Origin of the sequence: Azospirillum sp. (assembly GCF_035627195.1) — a bacterium.
Classification (GTDB): domain Bacteria; phylum Pseudomonadota; class Alphaproteobacteria; order Azospirillales; family Azospirillaceae; genus Azospirillum.
In genome coordinates this window covers 1-20,442 of sequence record NZ_DASPMG010000243.1, presented here as the reverse complement: position 1 = coordinate 20,442, position 20,442 = coordinate 1, and the positions used below count along the sequence as shown (strand labels likewise).

Genomic DNA, 20,442 nt, shown 5'->3' with positions numbered 1-20,442 from the left:
CCACGTTCAAGCCGGGACCCCATGACGCGCGCGCTCGACGGCATCGACCACAACATCCTGCGGGCGCTGCAGGACGACGGGCGCATCACCAACGTGGACCTCGCCAAGCGCGTGCACCTCAGCCCGGCCGCCTGCCTGGAGCGGGTCAAGCGCCTGCAGACCGACGGCTACATCCGACAGTACACGGCACTGCTCGACCCCGCGCGCCTCGACGCCGGGCTCCTGGTCTTCGTCGAGGTGGTGCTGGACCGCACGACGCCGGAATCGTTCGACGATTTCCGCCGCGCCATCGCCACCATGCCGGAGGTGATGGAGTGCCACATGGTGGCCGGCGGCTTCGACTACCTCGTCAAGGCGCGGCTGAAGGACATGGCGGAATACCGCGCCTTCCTCGGCCGCTTCCTGTCCATGACCCGCGGCGTGCGCGAGACGCACACCTACCCGGTGATGGAGGAGGTGAAGAACGTCACCGCCATCCCGCTGCGGCCACCCGCCGAACGAAGTTCATAGGACGGGCCTTTTGCCGGATATAATTCGAAAGAGCCGGCCCACATCCATGACAAATCCAGGTAATCTCCCGGTACGGTGAGTGCATTGTTCACCAACCGGGACACCGCCGCATGTCCGCCGCCCCGCCGCCCGCCCCGACCGTCGACCGCTCCGCCATCCACCGCCTCTACCGCGCCGACGAGGCCATGGTCGTCACCGACCTCGTCCGCGCCGCCGCCCTGCCGGAACCGGCGCGCCGCCGCGTGGAGGCGGAGGCCGCACGGCTGGTGGAGGGCGTGCGGGCGGCGCGCACGCGCTTCGGCGCGCTGGACGCCTTCCTGCAGGAATTCGGCCTGTCGACGCAGGAGGGTGTCGCGCTGATGTGCCTGGCGGAGGCGTTGCTGCGCATCCCCGACGCCGAGACGGCCGACGCCCTGATCCGCGACAAGATCGGCACCGCCGACTGGAACCGCCACCTGGGCAAGGCGGACAGCCTGTTCGTCAACGCCTCCACCTGGGCGCTGATGCTGACCGGCAAGGTGGTGCGCCTGGACACGGCGGAGGAGCCGGGCCGCCTGCTCGACCGGCTGGTGAACCGGGTGGGCGAGCCGATCATTCGGCAGGCGATGACGCAGGCCATGCGCATCCTGGGCCGCCAGTTCGTCATGGGCCGCACCATCGAGGAAGCGCTGGCCCGTGCCCGCGACGACGAAACGCACGGCTACCGCCACTCCTTCGACATGCTGGGGGAGGCGGCGCGGACGATGGCCGACGCCGACCGCTACTTCGACCTCTATTCCATGGCGATCAGCGCCATCGGCGGGGCGCGGCGCGGGCGCGACGTGTATGCCACGCCCGGCATCTCGGTGAAGCTCTCCGCGCTGCACCCCCGCTACGAACTGGCCCAGCACGACCGCGTGATGGCGGAGCTGCTGCCGCGCGTGAAGGATCTGGCGCTGAAAGCCAAGGCCGCCGGCATCCACCTGACCGTGGACGCGGAGGAGGCCGACCGGCTGGACCTGTCGCTCGACATCATCGAGGCGGTGTTCCGCGACCCGGATCTCGACGGGTGGGAGGGCTTCGGGCTGGCGGTGCAGGCCTACCAGAAGCGTGCCCTGCCGCTGGTCGGCTGGCTGGAGGAACTGGCGCGGACGACCGGGCGGCGGCTGATGGTGCGCCTCGTCAAAGGCGCCTATTGGGACAGCGAGATCAAGCGCGCGCAGGAACGCGGGCTGGACGGTTACCCGGTGTTCACCCGCAAGGCGTCCACCGACGTGTCCTATCTGGCCTGCGCGCGGCGGCTGCTGGCGGCGCGGGACGCCTTCTACCCCATGTTCGCCACGCACAACGCGCACACCGTGGCCGCCGTCCTGGAGATGGCCGGCGACCGCCAAGGCTTCGAGTTCCAGCGCCTGCACGGCATGGGGGAGCCGCTGTACCATCAGGTCGTCGCTCCCCCGGGACAAGGCGATGGCATGCCCTGCCGCATCTACGCGCCGGTGGGCAGCCACGAGGACCTGCTGGCCTATCTGGTCCGCCGCCTGCTGGAGAACGGGGCCAACAGCTCCTTCGTCAACCGCATCCAGGACGAGCAGGTGCCGGTGGCCGCCATCGTCGCCGATCCGGTGGCGCGCGTGGCCGCGCTGCCGGTGAAGCCGCACCCGCGCATCCCGCTGCCGCGCGACCTGTTCGGCATCGAGCGGCGCAACAGCGACGGCGTCGACCTCAGCGACCCCGCGCAGACCGAACCGCTGCTGGGCGCCGTGGCCGCGTCCTGGCACTGGTCGGCCGGACCGATGGTCGCGGGTCCGGTGGCGGATCGCCCGCCGGCGGCATTGCACGACCCGTCCGACCGCCACCGCATCATCGGCCACGTGGTCGAGGCCACCGCCGAGAATGTGGACCGCGCCTTGTCGGCGGGCGTCGCCGCGCAGCGCGCCTGGGCGGCGCGTCCGGTGGCCGAGCGCGCCGCCTGCCTGGACCGCCTGGGCGATCGGCTGGAGGCGGAGCGCGGCGAACTGGTGGCGCTGCTGGTGCGCGAGGCCGGCAAGACGATCCCCGACGCACTGGCCGAGGTGCGGGAGGCGGTGGACTTCTGCCGCTACTATGCCGCCCGCGCCCGCGCCGATTTCGAGCCGAAGCTGATGCCGGGGCCAACGGGGGAGCGCAACGAGCTGCGCCTGACCGGGCGCGGCGTGTTCGTCTGCATCAGCCCGTGGAACTTCCCGCTGGCCATCTTCCTGGGGCAGGTGGCGGCGGCACTGGTCGCCGGCAACGCGGTGATCGGCAAGCCGGCCGAGCAGACGCCGCTGGTCGCCGCCTTCGCCACGGCGCTGGCGCACCGTGCCGGGGTGCCGGACGCAATCCTGCAGCTGCTGCCCGGCGACGGCGCCACGGTCGGCGGGCGGCTGGTGGCCGACCGGCGTGTGGCCGGCGTGGCCTTCACCGGCTCCACCGAGACGGCGCAGCGCATCGCCCTGTCGCTGGTGCAGCGCGGCGGCCCGCTGGTGCCCTTCATCGCCGAGACGGGCGGCCAGAACGCCATGATCGTCGACAACTCCGCGCTGCCGGAGCAGGTGGTGGACGACGTGGTGACCAGCGCCTTCCGCTCGACGGGGCAGCGCTGCTCGGCCCTGCGCGTCCTGTTCGTGCAGGACGGCATCGCGCCCAAGGTGATCCGCATGCTCCAGGGTGCGGCGGCGGAGTTGCGCCTGGGCGATCCGGGGCGGCTGTCCACCGACGTCGGCCCGGTCATCGACGCGGATGCCCAGGCCGTGCTGCTGCGTCACATCGAGCGCATGGGCCGCGAGGGCACGCCGCTGGTCACCGGCATGGTGCCGGAGGCGCTCGCGCACGGCAGCTTCGTCGCCCCGCACGCCTTCGAGATCGACCGCCTGGACCGGCTGGAGCGCGAGGTGTTCGGGCCGGTCCTGCACGTGATCCGCTTCAAGGGCGACCGGCTGGACGCCGTGCTGGACGCCGTCGAGGCGACCGGCTACGGCCTGACGCTGGGCATCCACACGCGCATCGACCGCACCGCGCGCCGCATCGCGGAGCGCATGGCGGTGGGCAACACCTACGTCAACCGCAACATGATCGGCGCCGTGGTGGGCGTGCAGCCTTTCGGTGGCGAGGGGCTGTCGGGCACCGGGCCGAAGGCCGGCGGCCCGCACTACCTCTACCGCTTCGCGGCGGAACGGACGCTGACCGTCAACACCACCGCCGCCGGCGGCAACGCCTCGCTCGTCTCGCTGGGCGAGGAGGGCTGACGCGCGGATGCGGGCGGCGCCACCGGCTGGCCCCGCCCGCACCCTTCGCACGTCGGGGCGTTACTGCTTCTTCGTGGTGCCGGTCGTGTCGCTGGAGGACGAGCCGGACGTTCCGCCCATCGACGAGCTGCCGGAGGTGGAACCGGTCGAGCCGGCCGTGCCGGACATGGACGTGATGTCGCTGGCCATGCGGTCGCTGCCCTGCGTCCGGTACTGGATGCGGACCTGATCGCCCTCCTTCACCTTCGACAGGTCGGCGCTGGACGACAGCTTGTAGCTGTTGCCGTCGCTCAGCGTGACCGCGTTGCCGCTGCGGTCGACCTTGCTGACCGTGCCGGTCGCCGTCTGCATCGACGCGCCGGCGGTGGAGCCGGTGGTGGCGCCCGGTGACGTCGCACTGGGCGACGTTGCGCTGGGCGAGGTCGAGCTCTGGGCCATCGCCATGCCGGACGCGGCGACGAATGCCGCAACGGCGGCGGCACCAAGGAGCGTTTTCATGGGATCCTCCATCACTTTCTTCAGGACGTGCTCGATGAGCGAGCGCGATGCGAGGACAAACGCAGCGGAATGCGGATTCATTCATTGATATTTTGGGGTAGTGGACTTCTTTGCAATTTGCGAATTTTTCATAGAGCCTAGATGATAGATCAGAATCATTGGGTGGGATAAAAAGATCGTCTTGAGTGTTCATCCGCTCCTGCGGATTTCCGGGTTCATCGCTGCGCCGGCATTGCCCCGGCGGCGTTATCGCGCTATGCGACGGGTGCAGCCCCGGGGAGAAGACCGTGAGCAAGGCGTTCACCAAGGAAACCGACCGCGACGACGATGACGACGAGGGCGGCGGCCCGCCGCCATTGCCCAAGGGTGTGAAGAACTACATCACCCCGCAGGGCTGGCAGCGTTTGCAGGACGAGCTGAAGCACCTGCTGCGCGTCGAGCGGCCCAGGGTGGTGGAGGTGGTGTCGTGGGCCGCCGGCAACGGCGACCGGTCGGAGAACGGCGACTACATCTACGGCAAGAAGCGCCTACGCGAGATCGACCGCCGCATCCGCTTCCTCACCAAGCGGCTGGAGATCGCCGAGGTGGTCGACCCCGCGCAGCAGAAGAACCGCGACCGCGTGTTCTTCGGCGCCACCGTCACCTACGCCAACGGCCGCGGCGAGGAGCACACCATCACCATCCGCGGCGTGGACGAGGCCGACCTCGACAAGGGCGAGGTCAGCTGGGTGTCGCCCATCGCCCGCGCGCTCTTGAAGGCGCAGGAGGGCGACGTGGTGGAACTGCGCACCCCCGCGGGCCTGGACGAGATCGAGGTGATCGAAATCCGCTATCCCACTTCGTGATTCATCGCTGCCGGAACTCCAATTTCACGGTGTAAAACGCGTAAACTATTCGCATTTCCACACCGCACGTGCTAAAGCTCCCCGCACCAACACCAGACTTGGCCGTTCGCATGCTCACGCCCGTACGCCTGACCCACCTTCGCCAGCTCGAAGCCGAGAGCATCCACATCATGCGCGAGGTCGCGGCGCAGTTCCGCAACCCCGTGATGCTGTACTCCATCGGCAAGGACAGCGCTGTGATGCTGCACCTGGCCATGAAGGCGTTCTACCCCTCGCGCCCGCCGTTCCCGCTAATGCACGTGGACACCACGTGGAAATTCCGCGAGATGATCGCGTTCCGCGACGAGCGCGCCAGGGAACTGGGCCTCGACCTCATCGTCCACGTGAACGAGGACGGCGTGCGCCAGGGCATCGGGCCGTTCTCGCACGGTTCGGCCGTGCACACCGACGTGATGAAGACGCAGGCGCTGAAGCAGGCGCTGGACAAGTACGGCTTCGACGCCGCCTTCGGCGGGGCGCGGCGCGACGAGGAGAAGTCCCGCGCCAAGGAGCGCGTCTTCTCCTTCCGCACGTCCACGCACCGCTGGGACCCGAAGAACCAGCGGCCGGAGCTGTGGAACGCCTACAACGGCCGCATCGACAAGGGCGAGAGCATCCGCGTCTTCCCGCTGTCCAACTGGACCGAGCTGGACGTCTGGCAGTACATCCACCTGGAGAAGATCCCCGTGGTGCCGCTGTACTTCGCCAAGCCCCGCCCGGTGGTGGAGCGCGACGGCACGCTCCTGATGGTCGACGACGACCGCATGCCGCTGAATCCCGGCGAGGTGCCGGAGATGCGCTGGGTGCGCTTCCGCACGCTGGGCTGCTACCCGCTGACGGGTGCTGTGGAAAGCCGGGCGGAAACGCTGCTGGACATTATCCAGGAGATGCTGGTGTCCCGCACCTCCGAACGGCAGGGGCGCGTGATCGACCACGACCAGTCCGCCTCCATGGAACGCAAGAAGCAGGAAGGGTACTTCTGATGTCCGCCATCACCGTCTCCAGCGACATCGGGGCCTATCTGCACGCCCAGGAGCAGAAGGACATCCTGCGCTTCATCACCTGCGGCAGCGTCGACGACGGCAAGAGCACGCTGATCGGCCGGCTGCTCTATGATTCCAAGATGCTGTTCGAGGACCAGCTGTCGGCGCTGGCCAAGGACAGCGCGCGCTTCGGCACCACCGGCGGCGAGATCGACCTGGCGCTGCTGGTCGACGGCCTGCAGGCCGAGCGCGAGCAGGGCATCACCATCGACGTCGCCTACCGCTTCTTCTCCACCGACCGGCGCAAGTTCATCGTCGCCGACACGCCGGGGCACGAGCAGTACACGCGCAACATGGCGACCGGCGCCTCCACGGCCGACCTCGCCGTGCTGCTGGTCGACGCGCGCAAGGGCGTGCTGACGCAGACGCGCCGGCACAGCTACATCGTCTCGCTGATGGGCATCCGCCACGTCATCCTGGCGGTCAACAAGATGGACGCCGTCGGCTACGACCGCGACCGGTTCGACGCCATCGTGACGGAGTACCGGGACTTCGCGGGCAAGCTGAACCTCCCCAGCATCCACGCCGTGCCCATCTCGGCCCTGCGCGGCGACAACGTCATCGCCAGGGGCGACGCCATGCCCTGGTACGACGGCCCGGCGCTGCTGGAACTGCTGGAGACGGTTGAGGTGGTGAGCGAGCGGCAGAACGGCCCGTTCCGCTTCCCCGTGCAGTGGGTCAACCGCCCGCACCAGGACTTCCGCGGCTATTCCGGCACCATCGCCGGCGGCCGCGTGCGCCCCGGCGACAGCGTGGTGATCCTGCCGTCGGCGCGCACCACCACGGTGACCCGCATCGTCACCCTGGACGGCGACCTTGACGAGGCCGTGGCCGGGCAGGCGGTGACGCTGACCGTGGCGGAGGAGATCGACATCAGCCGCGGCGACGTGATCGCCGCCGCCGATGCCCGCCCCGCCGTGGCCGACCAGTTCGCCGCCCACGTCCTGTGGATGGCCGAGGAGCCGCTGCTGCCCGGCCGCCCCTACCTGCTCCAACTCGGCCCCCGCACCATCGGCGCGCAGGTGACCGAGCTGAAGCACAAGGTGAACGTCAACACGCTGGAGCACATCGCCGGCAAGCGGCTGGAACTGAACGAGGTGGCGTTCTGCAACCTCGCCCTGGACAAGCCGATTGCCTTCGACCCCTACGCCGAGAACCACGAGACCGGCGGCTTCATCCTGATCGACCGCATCACCAACGCCACCGTCGGCTGCGGCATGATCGACTTCCCGCTGCGGCGCGCGGCCAACGTGCACTGGCAGCACCTGGACATCGACAAGGCGGCCCGCGCCCACGCCAAGGGTCAGAAGCCCTGCGTGCTGTGGTTCACCGGCCTGTCGGGTGCCGGCAAGTCCACCGTCGCCAACCTGCTGGAACGCCGTCTGTTCAGCCTGGGCCGCCACACCTATGTGCTGGACGGCGACAACGTGCGCCATGGCCTGAACAAGGACCTGGGCTTCACGATCGAGGACCGCGTGGAGAACATCCGCCGCGTCGCCGAGACCGCGAAGCTGATGGCCGACGCCGGGCTGATCACCATCGTCTCCTTCATCTCGCCCTTCCGCAGCGAGCGCCGCATGGCGCGCGACCTGATGCCCGACGGCGAGTTCATCGAGGTGTGGGTGGACGCGCCGCTGGAGGTGTGCGAATCCCGCGACCCCAAGGGCCTGTACCGCAAGGCGCGCGCCGGCCAGATCCCGCACTTCACCGGCATCGATTCTCCCTACGAGCCGCCGGAGCACCCGGAACTGGTGCTGAAGGCCGGCGCCAAGGACCCGAACACGCTGGCCGAAGAGGTGGTGGCCCTGCTCTTGGAGCGCGGCATCATCTGACGTGGTGCCATGCGGCGTTTTGTGCGCCGCAGCGCGCAGGCATTCCGAAATCGCAAGGCTTATGCCTGAGCTATGCGCGCATAATGATCTCCGCCGCATCGAAAGGTGTGGCGGAGACTTCATGCCGCATTGGAAAGACAGGGAGCCTGTGGTGATCCACAAGGTTTTGGACAAGCTCGACCGCAAACTCGCGGAAAAGCGCCTCTCGCGCGAACTCGGCGCTTGGTTCGACAAGGGCGAGGCGGCGCGTTATTGCAAGCGCCTGGCGCGCGACCACAAGGCGCATTACCCAGCCCTTCTATTGTATTTGGAAGGGCACGCGCCGAGGCATTGAAATACGCGAACGCCCCCGCCGCTGGCCGGCGGGGGCGTCGTGGGCTTTACTCAGCCGCCATGGCCCGCGGCTGCATGCTGCCGGTCTGCTGGAAGCGCAGGTGCCAGGAGAAGGCTTCCTCCAGCAGGTGCGGGGTGTGGCCGCCGCGGGCGAGCGCCCGGCGGTGATAGTCGGCCATCAGCTCGCGGTAGGAGGGGTGGACGCAGTTGCGGATGATCGTCTCCGCCCGCTCGCGCGGGGCGAGGCCGCGCAGGTCGGCAAGGCCCACCTCGGTCACCAGCACGTCGACGTCGTGCTCGTTGTGGTCCACGTGCGTGACCATGGGCACGAGGCTGGAGATCGCGCCGCCCTTGGCCAGCGACTTGGTGACGAAGACGGCGAGGTGGCAGTTGCGCGCGAAATCGCCGGAGCCGCCGATGCCGTTCATCATGTGCGTGCCGTTGACGTGCGTGGAGTTGACGTTGCCGTACAGGTCGCACTCCAGCGCTGTGTTGATGCCGATGACGCCCAGCCGGCGGATGACCTCCGGGTGGTTGGAGATCTCCTGCGGGCGCAGCAGCAGCCGGCCCTTGTAGGTGCCAAGCTTCGGCAGCACCTCGGCGTACTTGCCGGCGCTCAACGTGATGGAAGAGCCGGACGCGAAGTTCAGCTTGCCGGCGTCGAACAGTTCGAACGTGCTGTCCTGCAGCACCTCGCTGTACATGGTCAGATCGTGGAACGGCCCGTCGATCAGCCCGTGCAGCACCGCGTTGGCGATGGTGCCGATGCCCGCCTGCAGCGGGTTCAACGAGCGGCCCAGGCGCCCCTTGCGCACCTCGCTGTCGAAGAACTCGATCAGGTGCCCGGCGATGGCGCTGGTGTCGTCGTCGGGGGGCAGGATGTTGGCGGAGCTGTCCTGCTTGCGCGTCACCACGATGGCGGCGATCTTCGACGGGTCGATGGGGATGTAGGGCAGGCCGGCGCGGCTTTCCGGCGTCATCACCGGGATCGGCTCGCGGAAGGGGCGGCGGGTCGGGATGTAGACGTCGTGCAGCCCCTCCAGGTCCAGCGGCTGCGTCATGTTCAGCTCGACGATCACCTTCTCCGCCAGGATGGCGAAGGTGGCCGAATTGCCGATGGAGGTGGTGGGGATCAGCCCGCCCGTCTCGGTGATGGCGCAGGCCTCGATCACCGCCACGTCGACCGGCCCCATCTGGCGGGATCGCAGCAGCTCCACCGTTTCCGACAGGTGCTGGTCGATGAACATCACCTCGCCGCGGTTGATCGCCTTGCGCAGCACCGGGTCGGCCTGGAAGGGCAGGCGGCGGGCCAGCACGCCGGCCTCCGTCAGCGTCTTGTCGACGTCGTTGCCCAGCGACGCGCCGGTCATCAGCGTGACCTTAAGGCGCTCGTGCGCCGCGCGCTCGGCCAGCGCCATCGGCACCGCCTTGGCGTCGCCGGAGCGGGTGAAGCCGCTCATGCCGATGGTCATGCCGTCCTTGATCAGGAGGGCGGCCTCCTCGGGGCTGACCACCTTGCCCCACAGGGATTTCAGTCGAATGCGATCGCGGTACATGCGGATCCTTGGGCGTTCTGATTATTTCAATATCCACGCGGGCCGGGCATGGATTGTTTCACGGTTATGCCCGATTCTGCGGACCGGGCAATCCACTCTGCGGAATATCAGAGGTTCGGGATCGGCATGACCGGCCCCTGTACGGCCAGGCTTACGATGGCGAAGATGGCGAGAATCCGTGCGGCCCCCTATGCTGAAGGCCGCTGACGAGGGAGGGGAGCCGGTGCGGACGGAGGCAGTGCCAAAGGGCGCGGTGCAGGTGTGGACGCTGGCGCTGGACGACGTGGGCGAGGGCGGCTGGCCGGCGCTGGAGGCCGTGCTGGACGACGCGGAGCGGGCGCGCGCCGCGCGCTTCCACTTCGAGCGCGACCGGCTGGCCTACATCGCCGCGCACGCGCTGCTGCGCCACCAGCTCAGCGCCGCCGGTGGCCGCGATCCGGCGGCGTGGCGCTTCGCCGCCGGGGAGCATGGCAAACCGCACCTTGTCGACCCGCCGGCCGGCCGCGACCTGCGCTTCAACATCACCCACACCAAAGGCCGCGTGGCGGCGGCGCTGGCCGATGGCGTCACCGTCGGCGTGGACGTCGAGGCGCTGGACCGCACACGCCTCAACCTGGGCGTTGCCGACCGCTTCTTCGCCCCGGTGGAGGTGGCCGGCATCCACGCCCAGCCGGACGAGGCCGCCAGGGCCGAACGCTTTCTGGTGCTGTGGACGCTGAAGGAGTCCTTCATCAAGGCGATCGGCAAGGGGCTGTCGCAGCCGCTGAACTCCTTCGGCTTCGCCGAGCTGGACCCGCCGCGCATCAGCTTCGGTGACGCCGCGCTTGGCGATGCCGCGCGCTGGCGGTTCACGCAATGGCGCCCCGGCTGCCACGTCCTGGCGCTGGCGATGGACTGGCCACACGCGGGGGAGCCGAACCTTGACTACCAGGAGATTCGTAGGTTGGGTTGAGCCGCAGGCGAAGCCCAACACACTTCGCACCGCAAACACGTTGGGCTTCGCTGGCGCTCAACCCAACCTACGCCTCGGCTATCCCGGCAGGATCTCCCTTAGATAGGCCTCCACCCCTCGCGCGTGGTCCCACTGCCGGGGCGATCCCAGCGACACCTCTTCGAAGCGCACGCCGTCGCGCCAGTCGGTGCGGCGCACGTGCAGGTGGCCGGAGACGACAACGTGGGCGTTGAAGCGGCGGTGCCAGTCCTCGGTGGCGCGCGTCCCGCACCACGGCGCGAAACGCGGGATGCGCGGGATGCGCACCAGATCGCGGCGCAGCGGGAAGTGGTTGACCAGCACCGTCGGCAGGTCCGGCGGCAGGGCCGACAGCCGCGCCTCGGTCACCGCCAGCCGCGCCCGGCACCACGCGGCGCGGGACTCGTGGGGCTCCGGCGACAGATAGATCTCGTCGGCGCAGGCGGCGCGCTCCTCCGCCGCCCAGGCGGCGACGTCGGCCTCCGCCACGTCGTCGGGGCGGAAGCTGTAGTCGTACAGTAGGAACAGCGGCGTTATGACGCAGGGGCCGCCCGGCCCCGTCCACAGCGGGTAGTCGTCCTCCGGCGTCAGCACGCCGTGGTCGCGCGCCACGCCCACCATCTGCCGGTACTTGGCCTCGCCGCGCGGGGCGGCGGGATCGCGGTCGACGGTCCACAGCTCGTGGTTTCCCGGCACCCAGATCAGCCGGGCGAAGCGGGTGTTCAGCGTTTCGAGCACGCAGGCCAGTTGCTCCGGCCGCTCGCCCACGTCGCCGGCCAGGATCAGCCAGTCCTCGGGGTGTGGCCGCAGGCGCAGGAGCTGGTCGCGGTTGGTGGCGTGGGCGACGTGCAGGTCGCTGATGGCGTAGAGCTTCATGCGCATGATCTTGGCCCCGCCACGGCCGATTTGCGAGGGCGCCGAATCGGGCTGGAACAGGGTATCCAAGCGCAGAATCACCCGATGATCGGCTTCCCAAACGGCGCGCGGCGTGGGCAGAATGGTGGTCGCACGCTGCGCAGGCATGGCAGCAATGCTCAAAAATGCAGCAGGTGCGGACGGTCGGCGGGGCCGAATGGCCGCCGCTTGTCGAATTTATTAAACACTGCTACCGTCCAGCCAATGTTTACGGCCCGCCGCGTTCGGCGCACCATGGGCCACAGGGACGGGGACACGCATGGACGGCGGCATGGTCGCGGAATCGAAAACGCAGACGGACACGCTGGTGCGCTTCCAGGGGGTGCAGAAGACCTACGACGGCGAGCACCTCGTCGTGAAGAAGCTGGACCTCGACATCCGCCGGGGCGAGTTCCTGACGCTTCTGGGGCCGTCCGGGTCGGGCAAGACGACGACGCTGATGATGCTTGCCGGCTTCGAGGTGCCCACCACCGGCGAGATCTACCTGGACGGCAAGCCCATCAAGAACACGCCGCCGCACAAGCGCGACATCGGCATGGTCTTCCAGAACTACGCGCTGTTCCCGCACATGACGGTGGACGAGAACCTCGCCTTCCCGCTGTCGGTGCGCAAGGTGCCGCGTTCGGAGATCCGCGAGCGGGTCAATCGGGCGCTCGCCATGATCAAGCTGGAAACGCTGGCGCACCGCCGTCCGGGCCAGCTGTCGGGCGGGCAGCAGCAGCGCGTGGCGCTGGCCCGCGCGCTGGTCTTCAACCCGCAGCTGGTGCTGATGGACGAGCCGCTGGGGGCGCTGGACAAGCGCCTGCGCGAGCACATGCAACTGGAGATCAAGCGCATCCACGAGACGACCGGCATCACCGTGGTCTACGTCACGCACGACCAGTCGGAAGCGCTGACCATGTCGGACCGCATCGCCGTGTTCAACGACGGCGTCATCCAGCAGATCGACCGGCCCGACGCGCTGTACGAGCGCCCGGTCAACAGCTTCGTCGCCAACTTCATCGGCGAGAACAACGTGCTGGCCGGTGCCGTTGAAAATCTTGAACAGGGTTTCTGCACCGTCCGCCTCGCCGCCGGCGGCTCCGTGACCGCCACCGCCGTGGCCGTCGGCGCCCCCGGCGAGCGCACCGCGCTCTCCATTCGGCCGGAGCGCGTGCGCGTGCTGGCCGACGGCGACGCGGGCGACGGCCCCAACCGCCTGCCGGCGGTGGTGAAGGACACGATCTACCTGGGCGACCACGTGCTGGCGGTGCTGGACGTGGCTGGCAACCCCGAGTTCATGGTCAAGCTGCCGCCGGGCTCCTACGCGGGGCTGCAATCGGAGCGGCCGGTGACCATCACCTTCCGTCCGGAGGACTGCCGCGCGCTGGATCCTCTGTAACGGCCCTCATTGACGGGAAGAATACGACCGCTTCGGCGCCAACAGCGAAAAGGAACAGGGACGATGAACCGCTTCAGCCTGGCACTGGCACTCGCCACCACCACCGTTCTCGGCGCGCTCGCCTCCACCGCCCATGCGCGCGACCTGACCGTCGTGTCTTGGGGCGGCGCCTATCAGGAGGCGCAGAAGAAGGTTTATTTCGAGCCGTTCAAGAAGACCGGCACCCCCATGAACGACGAATCCTGGGACGGCGGCATCGGCGTGCTGCGCGCCAAGGTGCAGGGCGGCAACGCCACCTGGGACGTGGTGCAGGTCGAGAGCGAGGAGCTGGCGCTGGGCTGCGAGGAAGGCCTGTTCGAGCAGATCGCCTATTCGAAGATCGGCGGCGACGCCCAGTACCTGCCGGAGACGGTGAACCCCTGCGGCGTCGGCGCCATCGTCTATGACTTCGTTCTCGGCTACGACAAGGACAAGCTGAAGGACCCGCCCAAGAGCTGGGCCGACTTCTTCGACACCAAGAAGTATCCGGGCAAGCGCGCCCTGCGCCAGGGTGCGAAGACCACGCTGGAGATCGCGCTGATGGGCGATGGCGTGGCGCCGAAGGACGTTTACAAGGTGTTGGCGACGGAGGAGGGCATCGAGCGCGCCTTCCGCAAGCTGGACACCATCAAGAACGACCTCGTCTGGTGGAAGGCCGGCGCCCAGCCGCCGCAGCTGCTGGCCTCGGGTGAGGTGGTGATGACCTCGGTCTACAACGGCCGCATCGACGCCGCCAACAAGAACGAGAAGAAGAACTTCGGCATGGCCTGGAATGGTGCCCTGTTCACCATCGACAGCTGGGTCATCCTGAAGGGCAGCCCGAACGCCGAGGCCGCCTACAAGTTCCTGAACTTCGTCGGCAAGGCAGAGAACCAGGCCAAGCTGTCGGAGAACATCGCCTACGGCACGTCCAACAAGAAGGCGACCGAACTGGTGAACAAGACGGTGCTCGCCGACCTGCCGACGGCGCCCGAGAACATGAAGAACGCCATCGAGATCAACACCAACTTCTGGCTGGAGAACATCGACCGCCTGACCGAACGCTTCAACAAGTGGGCGGCGAAGTAAGGGCGTGAAGAACCCTCTCCCCTCCGGGGAGAGGGTGCCCGCGAAGCGGGCGGGTGAGGGTGCGGCAAGAATCCGTTGCTGATTCTCGGCGGCACCCCCACCCCGACCCTCCCCCGGGGCGGGGGAGGGAGAAAAAGCCGGGAGAAGAGACCATGGCCGCGTTCGTCGCCGTCGGCGACATCTCGCTGAAACGCCGGCTCCGCCGGGCGGAGCGGGCCCGCCAGTTCAAGGCGCTGGCGCTCGTGCTGCCGCTGCTGGCCTTTCTGCTGTTCACCTTCCTCATCCCCATCGGCGGCATGCTGTGGCGCAGCGTCGACGACTGGGAGGTGCAGCAGGTGATGCCGAACACCGTGGCGGCGCTGGCCACATGGGACGGGCGCGACCTGCCGGGCGACCCGGCCTACCGCGCGCTCGCCGCCGACCTGATGCAGGCCACCAAGGACCGCACCGTCGCCACGGCGGCCAAGCGGCTGAACTACGCCGTCAACGGCTTCCGCACGCTGCTCACCTCCACCGCCCGCAAGATCAAGGAGGTGCCGGCCGAAGGGCAGGCCAAGGCGGCGCTGGTCGCCATGGACCCGGCCTGGGGGCAGCGCACGACCTGGGCCGCCATCAAAAACGCCGGCGGCCCGGTCACCGACTTTTACCTGCTGGCGGCACTCGACCTGCAGCGCAACGCCGACGGCGCCGTCGTCAATGCGCCGGACGAGCAGTCGATCTACCGCGACGTCTTCCTGCGCACGCTGGGCATCGGGCTGGGCGTCACCGTGCTGTGCCTGATCCTGGGCTTCCCGGTCGCCTACCTGCTGGCCAGTCTGCCGGCGGGGCCGTCGAACCTCTTGATGATCTTCGTGCTGCTGCCGTTCTGGACCTCGCTTCTGGTGCGCACCTGCGCCTGGATCGTGCTGTTGCAGAGCGAGGGGGTGGTCAACGGTGCGCTGCAATGGCTGGGCCTTATCGAGGAGCCGCTGCGCCTGATCTACAACCGCGTCGGCGTCTTCGTGGCGATGACGCACGTGCTGCTGCCCTTCATGATCCTGCCGCTGTACAGCGTGATGAAGGCGATCTCGCCGGCCTACGTGCGCGCCGCCACCTCGCTGGGCGCCACCCCGACGCAGGCGTTCCTGCGCGTCTACCTGCCGCAGACGCTGCCGGGCATCGGGGCGGGCGGCCTGCTCGTCTTCATCCTGGCCATCGGCTACTACATCACGCCGGCGCTCGTCGGCGGCGCGGCGGACCAGATGATCAGCTATTTCATCGCCTTCTACACGACCGACACGGTCAACTGGGGCCTCGCCTCGGCGCTGGGGGCGGTGCTGCTGCTGTGCACGCTCGTGCTCGCCGTGGTCTACGGCAAGCTTGTGCACGGCCAGCAGATGACGGGAGGGCTCAAGTGATGTCCGACAACCACGCCCCCCGCGTGCTCAGCCAGCGCCTGGGCTGGGGCGCCACCGTCGTCGCGGCGACGCTGGTGTTCGTCTTCCTGATGGCGCCGATCCTGGCGATCGTGCCGCTGTCCTTCAGCTCGCAGACGTACCTGACCTACCCGCTGCCGGGGCTGTCGCTGCGCTGGTACGTGGACCTGTTCACGTCCGACAAGTGGATGCTGTCGCTGAAGAACAGCTTCATCATCGGCATCGCGGCCACCGTGCTGTCCATGGCCCTGGGTACGCTGGCGGCGCTGGGGCTGGCGCAGTGGAACAGCCGGTGGAAGCCTCTGGTGATGGCGGTGGTGCTGTCGCCGATGGTGGTGCCGGTCGTCATCGCGGCGGTGGGCGTGTACTTCTTCTTCGCACCCCTGGGCCTCACCGGCAACTACGCCGGGCTGATCCTGGCGCACACCGCACTCGCCACACCCTTCGTGGTGATCACGGTCAGCGCCACCTTGCAGGGCTTCGACATGAACCTGGCGCGGGCGTCCGCCTCGCTCGGCGCGCCGCCGCTGCTGACCTTCCGCCGGGTGATCTTGCCGCTGATCCTGCCGGGCATGGCGTCGGGCGCGCTGTTCGCCTTCGCCACGTCGTTCGACGAGGTGGTGACCGTGCTGTTCCTCGCCGGGCCGGAGCAGCGCACCCTGCCGCGCGAGATGTTCGCCGGCATCCGCGAGAACATCAGCCCCACCATCACGGCCGCCGCGGTGATCCTGACGACCCTGTCGGTGATCCTGCTCGCCACCCTGGAATGGCTGCGCCGCCGCAGCGAGCGCCTGCGCGGTCCGGCCAGCCGTTAAGGCCCCGGCGCCGTCGTCACGAACACGGCGGCGGCGACCGGCGCAGGGGAGCCCTTGGCGGCGTCGTCCAGCGCCTTGCGCAGTTCCGGCAGGTAGGCGGCGGCCGGCTCGGCCTCCGGCCGCAGGGTGGCGAACAGCGGGGTGACGCTGGCGATGGCGATCACCAGCTCCTGCCCGAAGGGCGGGCGCACCGACCAGAATCGCCCGCCGCCGCCCCGCTCGCCCAGCCGGCGCACCGCACCGGCGTCCAGTGGCGCCGTCGGCTCCAGCGGGTTGGGCAGCAGGTGCACGACACCGCCGTCCAGCGTGAAGTAGTCCACCTGCAGATGCCCGGCGAAGGCCGGCCCGCGCAGGTCCAGCACCAGCTCCTGCCCGGCGGTCACCGTGCCGCCGACGGCGCGGATGGCGACGGTCAGCGGCTCCGCCTGTTCGGTGTTGGCGGCGCGCAGCGGGGCGATCAGCGTCAGCGGCTCGCACAGGCCGCGCTTGGCCACCGCGACGTCGACCTTGGCGGCCAGCGGCTCGGCCACCGTGGCGGCGACGCGCTGGACGTAGGCGTGGTCGGCCTCGCTGGTCACCGTGCCGGCGATGAGCAGTGCGCCCTCCGCCCCCTCGGCGCGCAGCAGGGAGCAGCGCAGCTGCTCCAGTACCGGGCGCACGCGCTCCAACTCCCCGGCGAGGGTCGGCTGCGGGGCGGGGGGCGGCGGTTCGGCGGGCGGTTCGGGAACGGGTTCCGGTGGAGGAGGCTCCGGCGCGGGGTCCGGCTGGGGTGCCGCCTGGACGGCTGGATCGGGCGCCGGGGGCTCCGGCGCGACGGCTGAGGACGGTGCAGGGGGCGGTGATTCGGCGGCAACGACCGTGACCTCCGCCGCGACCTTTGCCGCCACCGCCGGCTTCGGCGGTTCGGCAGGCGGTGCCGGCGGCGGCCCCGGCCGGGTGGACAGCCACAGCCCCGCGCCCGCCAGGGCCACGACCGCCAGCACGCCGGCCACGGACCAGCGCCGTCCGGACGAAGCCGCGGCCTCGTGGCCCGGCTCGCCGGGCGCTCTGGTCTGCGCGTCGTTCACGTCGCTCCCCGCTGCAACCGGGCGTCGATCGGGCCGGTGCTTGCTGAACGCTAGGTATACGCCCAAACCGCCGGGCCGCCAAGCCGCGGTACAAAACGGTCCCGTCCGGCGGGGCGGATGTGCCAAGATGCCGCCCCCGTCCGGCCCATCCCGTTTCGCCCATCCCCGCCGCCGATGCCCGATTCCCCGCAGGACAGCCGCACCGGACCCGCCGCGCCCGCCCGCCGGGCGGCGCCGCCCGCGCGGCTGGTGTGCGCGGACCCGGCGGTGGCGCAGGCCCTGGCGCTGACGCCCGGCACGGAGGTGACGCTGGGCCGGCAGGAGGGCTGCACGCACGTGCTGCCCATCGCCAAGCTGTCGCGCCGGCACGCCCGCCTGCTGGGCGGCAACGGCACCTGGGGCATCCAGGACCTGGACAGCAGCAACGGCGTCTTCGTGAACGGCGAGCGCGTCCGCTCCGCCTGGCTGCGGCCGGGCGACGAGGTGCGCCTGGGATCGCTGGCCTTCCGCTACGAGGTGGACGGGGCGCCGCCGGCCGAGGCGCCTCCACCCCCGACACCCGAAACGAAGCCCGCACCGAAGCGCAAACCGATCTTCACGCCCAAGCCGCCGACGAAACCCGCGCGCCGCCGGCTCCCACGTCCGCTGGTGATCGGCGCGGCGGTGGCGGTGGTGGCGCTGGGCCTGGGCGGTGCGGCGGTGGTGAGCTGGTACCCAGGCTACCAGAAGCAGCAGCGCATCGAGGCGGCCCTGGCCGATGGCGACCGGGCGGTGCGCGGCGTGCTGGCGCACGGCGCCGACCCCACGCGCGCCGTCGAGGAGGCGCAGACGCTGGAAGCCGCGCTGGACCGTCTGCGCCCCGTGCTGGCCGAGCTTCCGGATGAGCCGAAGCTGAGCGAGGTGGCGGCGCGCCTCACCGTTCTTGCCGCCGAGCGCCGCTTCGCCGAACTCTTTGCCCGCGGCCAGTGGCGCGAGGCCGGCCAGCTGGTCGCCGAGGTGCGCGGCCGGCTGGTGGAACAGCTGCGCCGCCTGCCGCGCACCGTGCGCCCGGCGGACCGCAAGGAGCTGACGGCGGCCATCGACTTGCTGGATTTCGCCGACGTGCTGGTCAAGCTGCGCAGCTTCGCCGTCCAGTACCCGGTGGTGGGGGCCGGCGCCCCGGCAACGCCGCCGGGCGAGGTGCTGGCGCTGATCCAGCGCGAGCGCAAGGCCTTCACCCTCTACCGCCGCGCCTTCATCGAGGTGCTGCCGCTGGAACACCCGCTGATCGACGGCTTCGTGCGCGACGGCGAGCGCGACGCAGCGCTGGTCGACCGCTGGATCGCGCTGCTCGGCCTCCCCAAACGGTGACGGCGCGCTAGCTTCCTGTCGGCAACGGCAACCCACAACGGGAGGAGAGCATGGCGGTACGTCAATCCGACGCCGAGTGGCGGGGCGACCTGATGAAGGGCAGCGGCACCATGCGGCTGGGCAGCGGCGCCTACGAGGGCGCCTACTCGTTCCCTTCGCGCTTCGAGAACGGCCAGGGCACCAACCCGGAGGAGCTGATCGCCGCCGCGCACGCCGGCTGCTACTCCATGGCGCTGTCGGCCGGCCTGTCCAAGGCCGGGCACGTGCCGACGCGCGTCCACACCACGGCGCGCGCGCACCTTGAGAAGGTGGGCGAGGGCTTCGCCATCACCCGCATCGAGCTGGACTGCGAAGCCGAGGTGCCGGGCCTCGACGCCGCCGCCTTCCAGCAGCAGGCCGAGGGTGCGAAGAAGAACTGCCCGGTGTCCAAGGCCCTGGCCGGGACGGAGATCACCCTGAACGCCCGGCTGGTGTGAGTTTTCGACGTTGGGTTTTCGGCTTTGGCCTCAACCCAACCTACGACGGCGCCGTAGGTTGGGTTGAGCGCCAGCGAAAACCCAACGTCTGAAAACCCGACGTCAAGGGGTTCCCAAAATCCGCTCCCGCGCTTCCCGCCGTACCACCTTGCCGACGGGGTTGCGGGGCAGCTCCGGCACCACGTGCACCCGCTTGGGCGCCTTGACCGAGCCCAGCTCGGCCTTCACGTGGGCGATGACGGCCTCCGGGTCCACCACGGCGCCCGCGCGCGGCTTGACGGCGGCGTGCACCGCCTCGCCCCACTTCTCGTCGGGCACGCCGAAGACCACCGCCTCCTGCACCGCCGGGTGGCGGACCAGCACGGCCTCCACGTCGTTGGGGTAGACGTTGAAGCCACCGGTGATGATCACGTCGCGCAGGCGGTCCTTGATGGTCAGGTAGCCCTGCTCGTCGAACACGCCGACGTCGCCGGTGTGCAGCCACCCGTCGCGCAGCGTCTCGGCCGTCGCCTCCGGCATGTCCAGGTAGCCGAGCATGAGGAGGTCGCCGCGCACGATGATCTCCCCCTCCTTGCCGGGCGGCAGGATGCGGCCGTCGCGGTCCATCACCTCCACCCGCGCCAGCAGGCCCGGCCGGCCGCAGGACGCCAGCCGCGTGCCGTTGGCATAGTCCTTCCCCGTCATCACGGTGATGACCTGCGGCGCCTCGGTCTGGCCGTAGTTGCTGCCGATGACGGGGCCGAAGATCTCGATCGCGTGGCGCACCTTCTCCGGCGGCATGGGGGCAGCGCCGTAGATCAGGTGGCGCAGGCGCGGCGCGTTGGGGCGTCGGCCGGCCAGCTCCTGCTCCATCATGTAGATCAGCGTCGGCGGCACGAAGCTCAGGGTGACGTGGCGGCTCTCCAGCGCCTCCAGCACGCCGGCCGGGCTCGTCTTGTCCTCCAGGAACACCAGCCGCCCGCCGGCCGCCAGGATCGGCGTGACGTAGCACGACGTGCCGTGCGTCAGCGGGGCGGCCAGCAGATAGCCGTCGTCCGGCCCC

At 69.7% G+C, this 20,442-nt stretch carries 18 protein-coding genes; 13 read left to right on the top strand and 5 right to left on the bottom strand.

Features of this window, described 5'->3' with window-relative positions:
- Positions 1 to 21: 21 nt before the first annotated feature.
- Both VED21_RS21960 and putA read left to right on the top strand, forming a co-directional pair.
- Entirely contained in the window at positions 22 to 510 is a 489-nt protein-coding gene (locus VED21_RS21960) for an Lrp/AsnC ligand binding domain-containing protein (RefSeq protein WP_324886023.1), read from the top strand.
- Between the two features lie 110 nt (positions 511 to 620).
- Entirely contained in the window at positions 621 to 3,758 is a 3,138-nt protein-coding gene (putA, locus tag VED21_RS21955) for a bifunctional proline dehydrogenase/L-glutamate gamma-semialdehyde dehydrogenase PutA (RefSeq protein ID WP_324886021.1), read from the top strand.
- Between the two features lie 60 nt (positions 3,759 to 3,818).
- Here putA and VED21_RS21950 read toward each other — a convergent pair whose 3' ends face one another.
- The gene (locus VED21_RS21950; RefSeq protein ID WP_324886019.1) at positions 3,819 to 4,256 is read right to left on the bottom strand and encodes a DUF1344 domain-containing protein; all 438 of its coding nucleotides are present in this window, start codon (positions 4,254 to 4,256) and stop codon (positions 3,819 to 3,821) included.
- Between the two features lie 287 nt (positions 4,257 to 4,543).
- Between VED21_RS21950 and greB the strand changes: the two genes are divergently transcribed.
- From greB to VED21_RS21930, 4 genes are all read left to right on the top strand, one after another.
- Positions 4,544 to 5,101, top strand: a complete 558-nt coding sequence (gene greB, locus VED21_RS21945; RefSeq protein WP_324886017.1) for a transcription elongation factor GreB — start codon at positions 4,544 to 4,546, stop codon at positions 5,099 to 5,101.
- A gap of 128 nt (positions 5,102 to 5,229) precedes the next feature.
- Positions 5,230 to 6,123 carry a sulfate adenylyltransferase subunit CysD gene (gene cysD / locus VED21_RS21940; RefSeq protein ID WP_414638267.1) on the top strand — a complete coding sequence of 298 codons (894 nt, stop codon included), beginning with the start codon at positions 5,230 to 5,232 and terminating at the stop codon, positions 6,121 to 6,123.
- Positions 6,123 to 8,015 carry a sulfate adenylyltransferase subunit CysN gene (gene cysN / locus VED21_RS21935; RefSeq protein WP_324886013.1) on the top strand — a complete coding sequence of 631 codons (1,893 nt, stop codon included), beginning with the start codon at positions 6,123 to 6,125 and terminating at the stop codon, positions 8,013 to 8,015. The genes cysD and cysN overlap by 1 nt, the downstream gene beginning before the upstream one ends.
- A gap of 151 nt (positions 8,016 to 8,166) precedes the next feature.
- Complete coding sequence (locus VED21_RS21930; RefSeq protein ID WP_324886011.1) at positions 8,167 to 8,349, top strand: hypothetical protein; 183 nt, start codon at positions 8,167 to 8,169, stop codon at positions 8,347 to 8,349.
- A 46-nt stretch (positions 8,350 to 8,395) separates the two neighbouring features.
- On the opposite strand, the gene VED21_RS21925 is transcribed toward VED21_RS21930, so the two are convergent.
- The gene (locus tag VED21_RS21925; protein ID WP_324886009.1) at positions 8,396 to 9,904 is read right to left on the bottom strand and encodes an acetyl-CoA hydrolase/transferase family protein; all 1,509 of its coding nucleotides are present in this window, start codon (positions 9,902 to 9,904) and stop codon (positions 8,396 to 8,398) included.
- Between the two features lie 223 nt (positions 9,905 to 10,127).
- Here VED21_RS21925 and VED21_RS21920 point away from each other — a divergent pair, with 223 nt between their 5' ends.
- Positions 10,128 to 10,856, top strand: a complete 729-nt coding sequence (locus VED21_RS21920; RefSeq protein ID WP_324886007.1) for a 4'-phosphopantetheinyl transferase family protein — start codon at positions 10,128 to 10,130, stop codon at positions 10,854 to 10,856.
- Positions 10,857 to 10,934: 78 nt separating this feature from the next.
- Here VED21_RS21920 and VED21_RS21915 read toward each other — a convergent pair whose 3' ends face one another.
- A complete protein-coding gene (locus tag VED21_RS21915) occupies positions 10,935 to 11,897 on the bottom strand; it encodes a metallophosphoesterase (protein WP_324886005.1) in 963 nt (320 codons plus the stop codon).
- Between the two features lie 151 nt (positions 11,898 to 12,048).
- Here VED21_RS21915 and VED21_RS21910 point away from each other — a divergent pair, with 151 nt between their 5' ends.
- The 4 genes from VED21_RS21910 to VED21_RS21895 all read left to right on the top strand — a co-directional run bounded on the left by VED21_RS21910 (position 12,049) and on the right by VED21_RS21895 (position 16,507).
- On the top strand, positions 12,049 to 13,170 hold the full coding sequence (locus VED21_RS21910) for an ABC transporter ATP-binding protein (protein ID WP_324886002.1): 1,122 nt from the start codon (positions 12,049 to 12,051) through the stop codon (positions 13,168 to 13,170).
- 63 nt (positions 13,171 to 13,233) lie between these two features.
- A complete protein-coding gene (locus VED21_RS21905) occupies positions 13,234 to 14,277 on the top strand; it encodes an ABC transporter substrate-binding protein (RefSeq protein WP_324886000.1) in 1,044 nt (347 codons plus the stop codon).
- Positions 14,278 to 14,429: 152 nt separating this feature from the next.
- Positions 14,430 to 15,674: an ABC transporter permease gene (locus tag VED21_RS21900; RefSeq protein WP_324885998.1), complete on the top strand. Its 1,245-nt coding sequence runs from the start codon at positions 14,430 to 14,432 to the stop codon at positions 15,672 to 15,674.
- Entirely contained in the window at positions 15,674 to 16,507 is an 834-nt protein-coding gene (locus tag VED21_RS21895) for an ABC transporter permease (protein ID WP_324885996.1), read from the top strand. Before VED21_RS21900 ends, VED21_RS21895 begins: the two co-directional genes overlap by 1 nt.
- Here VED21_RS21895 and VED21_RS21890 read toward each other — a convergent pair.
- On the bottom strand, positions 16,504 to 17,574 hold the full coding sequence (locus VED21_RS21890) for a DUF4384 domain-containing protein (RefSeq protein WP_324885994.1): 1,071 nt from the start codon (positions 17,572 to 17,574) through the stop codon (positions 16,504 to 16,506). The two genes, VED21_RS21895 and VED21_RS21890, sit on opposite strands and share 4 nt — an antisense overlap.
- A 174-nt stretch (positions 17,575 to 17,748) precedes the next feature.
- Here VED21_RS21890 and VED21_RS21885 point away from each other — a divergent pair, with 174 nt between their 5' ends.
- Both VED21_RS21885 and VED21_RS21880 read left to right on the top strand, forming a co-directional pair.
- Positions 17,749 to 18,924, top strand: coding sequence for an FHA domain-containing protein (locus tag VED21_RS21885; RefSeq protein WP_324885992.1), 1,176 nt, complete (start codon positions 17,749 to 17,751; stop codon positions 18,922 to 18,924).
- A gap of 50 nt (positions 18,925 to 18,974) precedes the next feature.
- Positions 18,975 to 19,400: an OsmC family protein gene (locus VED21_RS21880; RefSeq protein WP_324885990.1), complete on the top strand. Its 426-nt coding sequence runs from the start codon at positions 18,975 to 18,977 to the stop codon at positions 19,398 to 19,400.
- A gap of 102 nt (positions 19,401 to 19,502) precedes the next feature.
- Here VED21_RS21880 and VED21_RS21875 read toward each other — a convergent pair.
- On the bottom strand, positions 19,503 to 20,442 hold a 940-nt coding region (locus VED21_RS21875), incomplete at its 5' end, for an AMP-binding protein (RefSeq protein WP_324885988.1).

Excerpts from the sequence above, each read along its gene's own strand:
- VED21_RS21960 (WP_324886023.1), top strand. The coding sequence starts at position 22 with ATGACGCGCGCGCTCGACGGCATCGACCACAACATCCTGCGGGCGCTG.
- putA (WP_324886021.1), top strand. The coding sequence starts at position 621 with ATGTCCGCCGCCCCGCCGCCCGCCCCGACCGTCGACCGCTCCGCCATC.
- VED21_RS21950 (WP_324886019.1), bottom strand. The coding sequence starts at position 4,256 with ATGAAAACGCTCCTTGGTGCCGCCGCCGTTGCGGCATTCGTCGCCGCG.
- cysN (WP_324886013.1), top strand. The coding sequence starts at position 6,123 with ATGTCCGCCATCACCGTCTCCAGCGACATCGGGGCCTATCTGCACGCC.
- VED21_RS21925 (WP_324886009.1), bottom strand. The coding sequence starts at position 9,904 with ATGTACCGCGATCGCATTCGACTGAAATCCCTGTGGGGCAAGGTGGTC.
- VED21_RS21915 (WP_324886005.1), bottom strand. The coding sequence starts at position 11,897 with ATGCCTGCGCAGCGTGCGACCACCATTCTGCCCACGCCGCGCGCCGTT.
- VED21_RS21910 (WP_324886002.1), top strand. The coding sequence starts at position 12,049 with ATGGACGGCGGCATGGTCGCGGAATCGAAAACGCAGACGGACACGCTG.
- VED21_RS21905 (WP_324886000.1), top strand. The coding sequence starts at position 13,234 with ATGAACCGCTTCAGCCTGGCACTGGCACTCGCCACCACCACCGTTCTC.
- VED21_RS21900 (WP_324885998.1), top strand. The coding sequence starts at position 14,430 with ATGGCCGCGTTCGTCGCCGTCGGCGACATCTCGCTGAAACGCCGGCTC.
- VED21_RS21895 (WP_324885996.1), top strand. The coding sequence starts at position 15,674 with ATGTCCGACAACCACGCCCCCCGCGTGCTCAGCCAGCGCCTGGGCTGG.
- VED21_RS21885 (WP_324885992.1), top strand. The coding sequence starts at position 17,749 with ATGCCCGATTCCCCGCAGGACAGCCGCACCGGACCCGCCGCGCCCGCC.
- VED21_RS21880 (WP_324885990.1), top strand. The coding sequence starts at position 18,975 with ATGGCGGTACGTCAATCCGACGCCGAGTGGCGGGGCGACCTGATGAAG.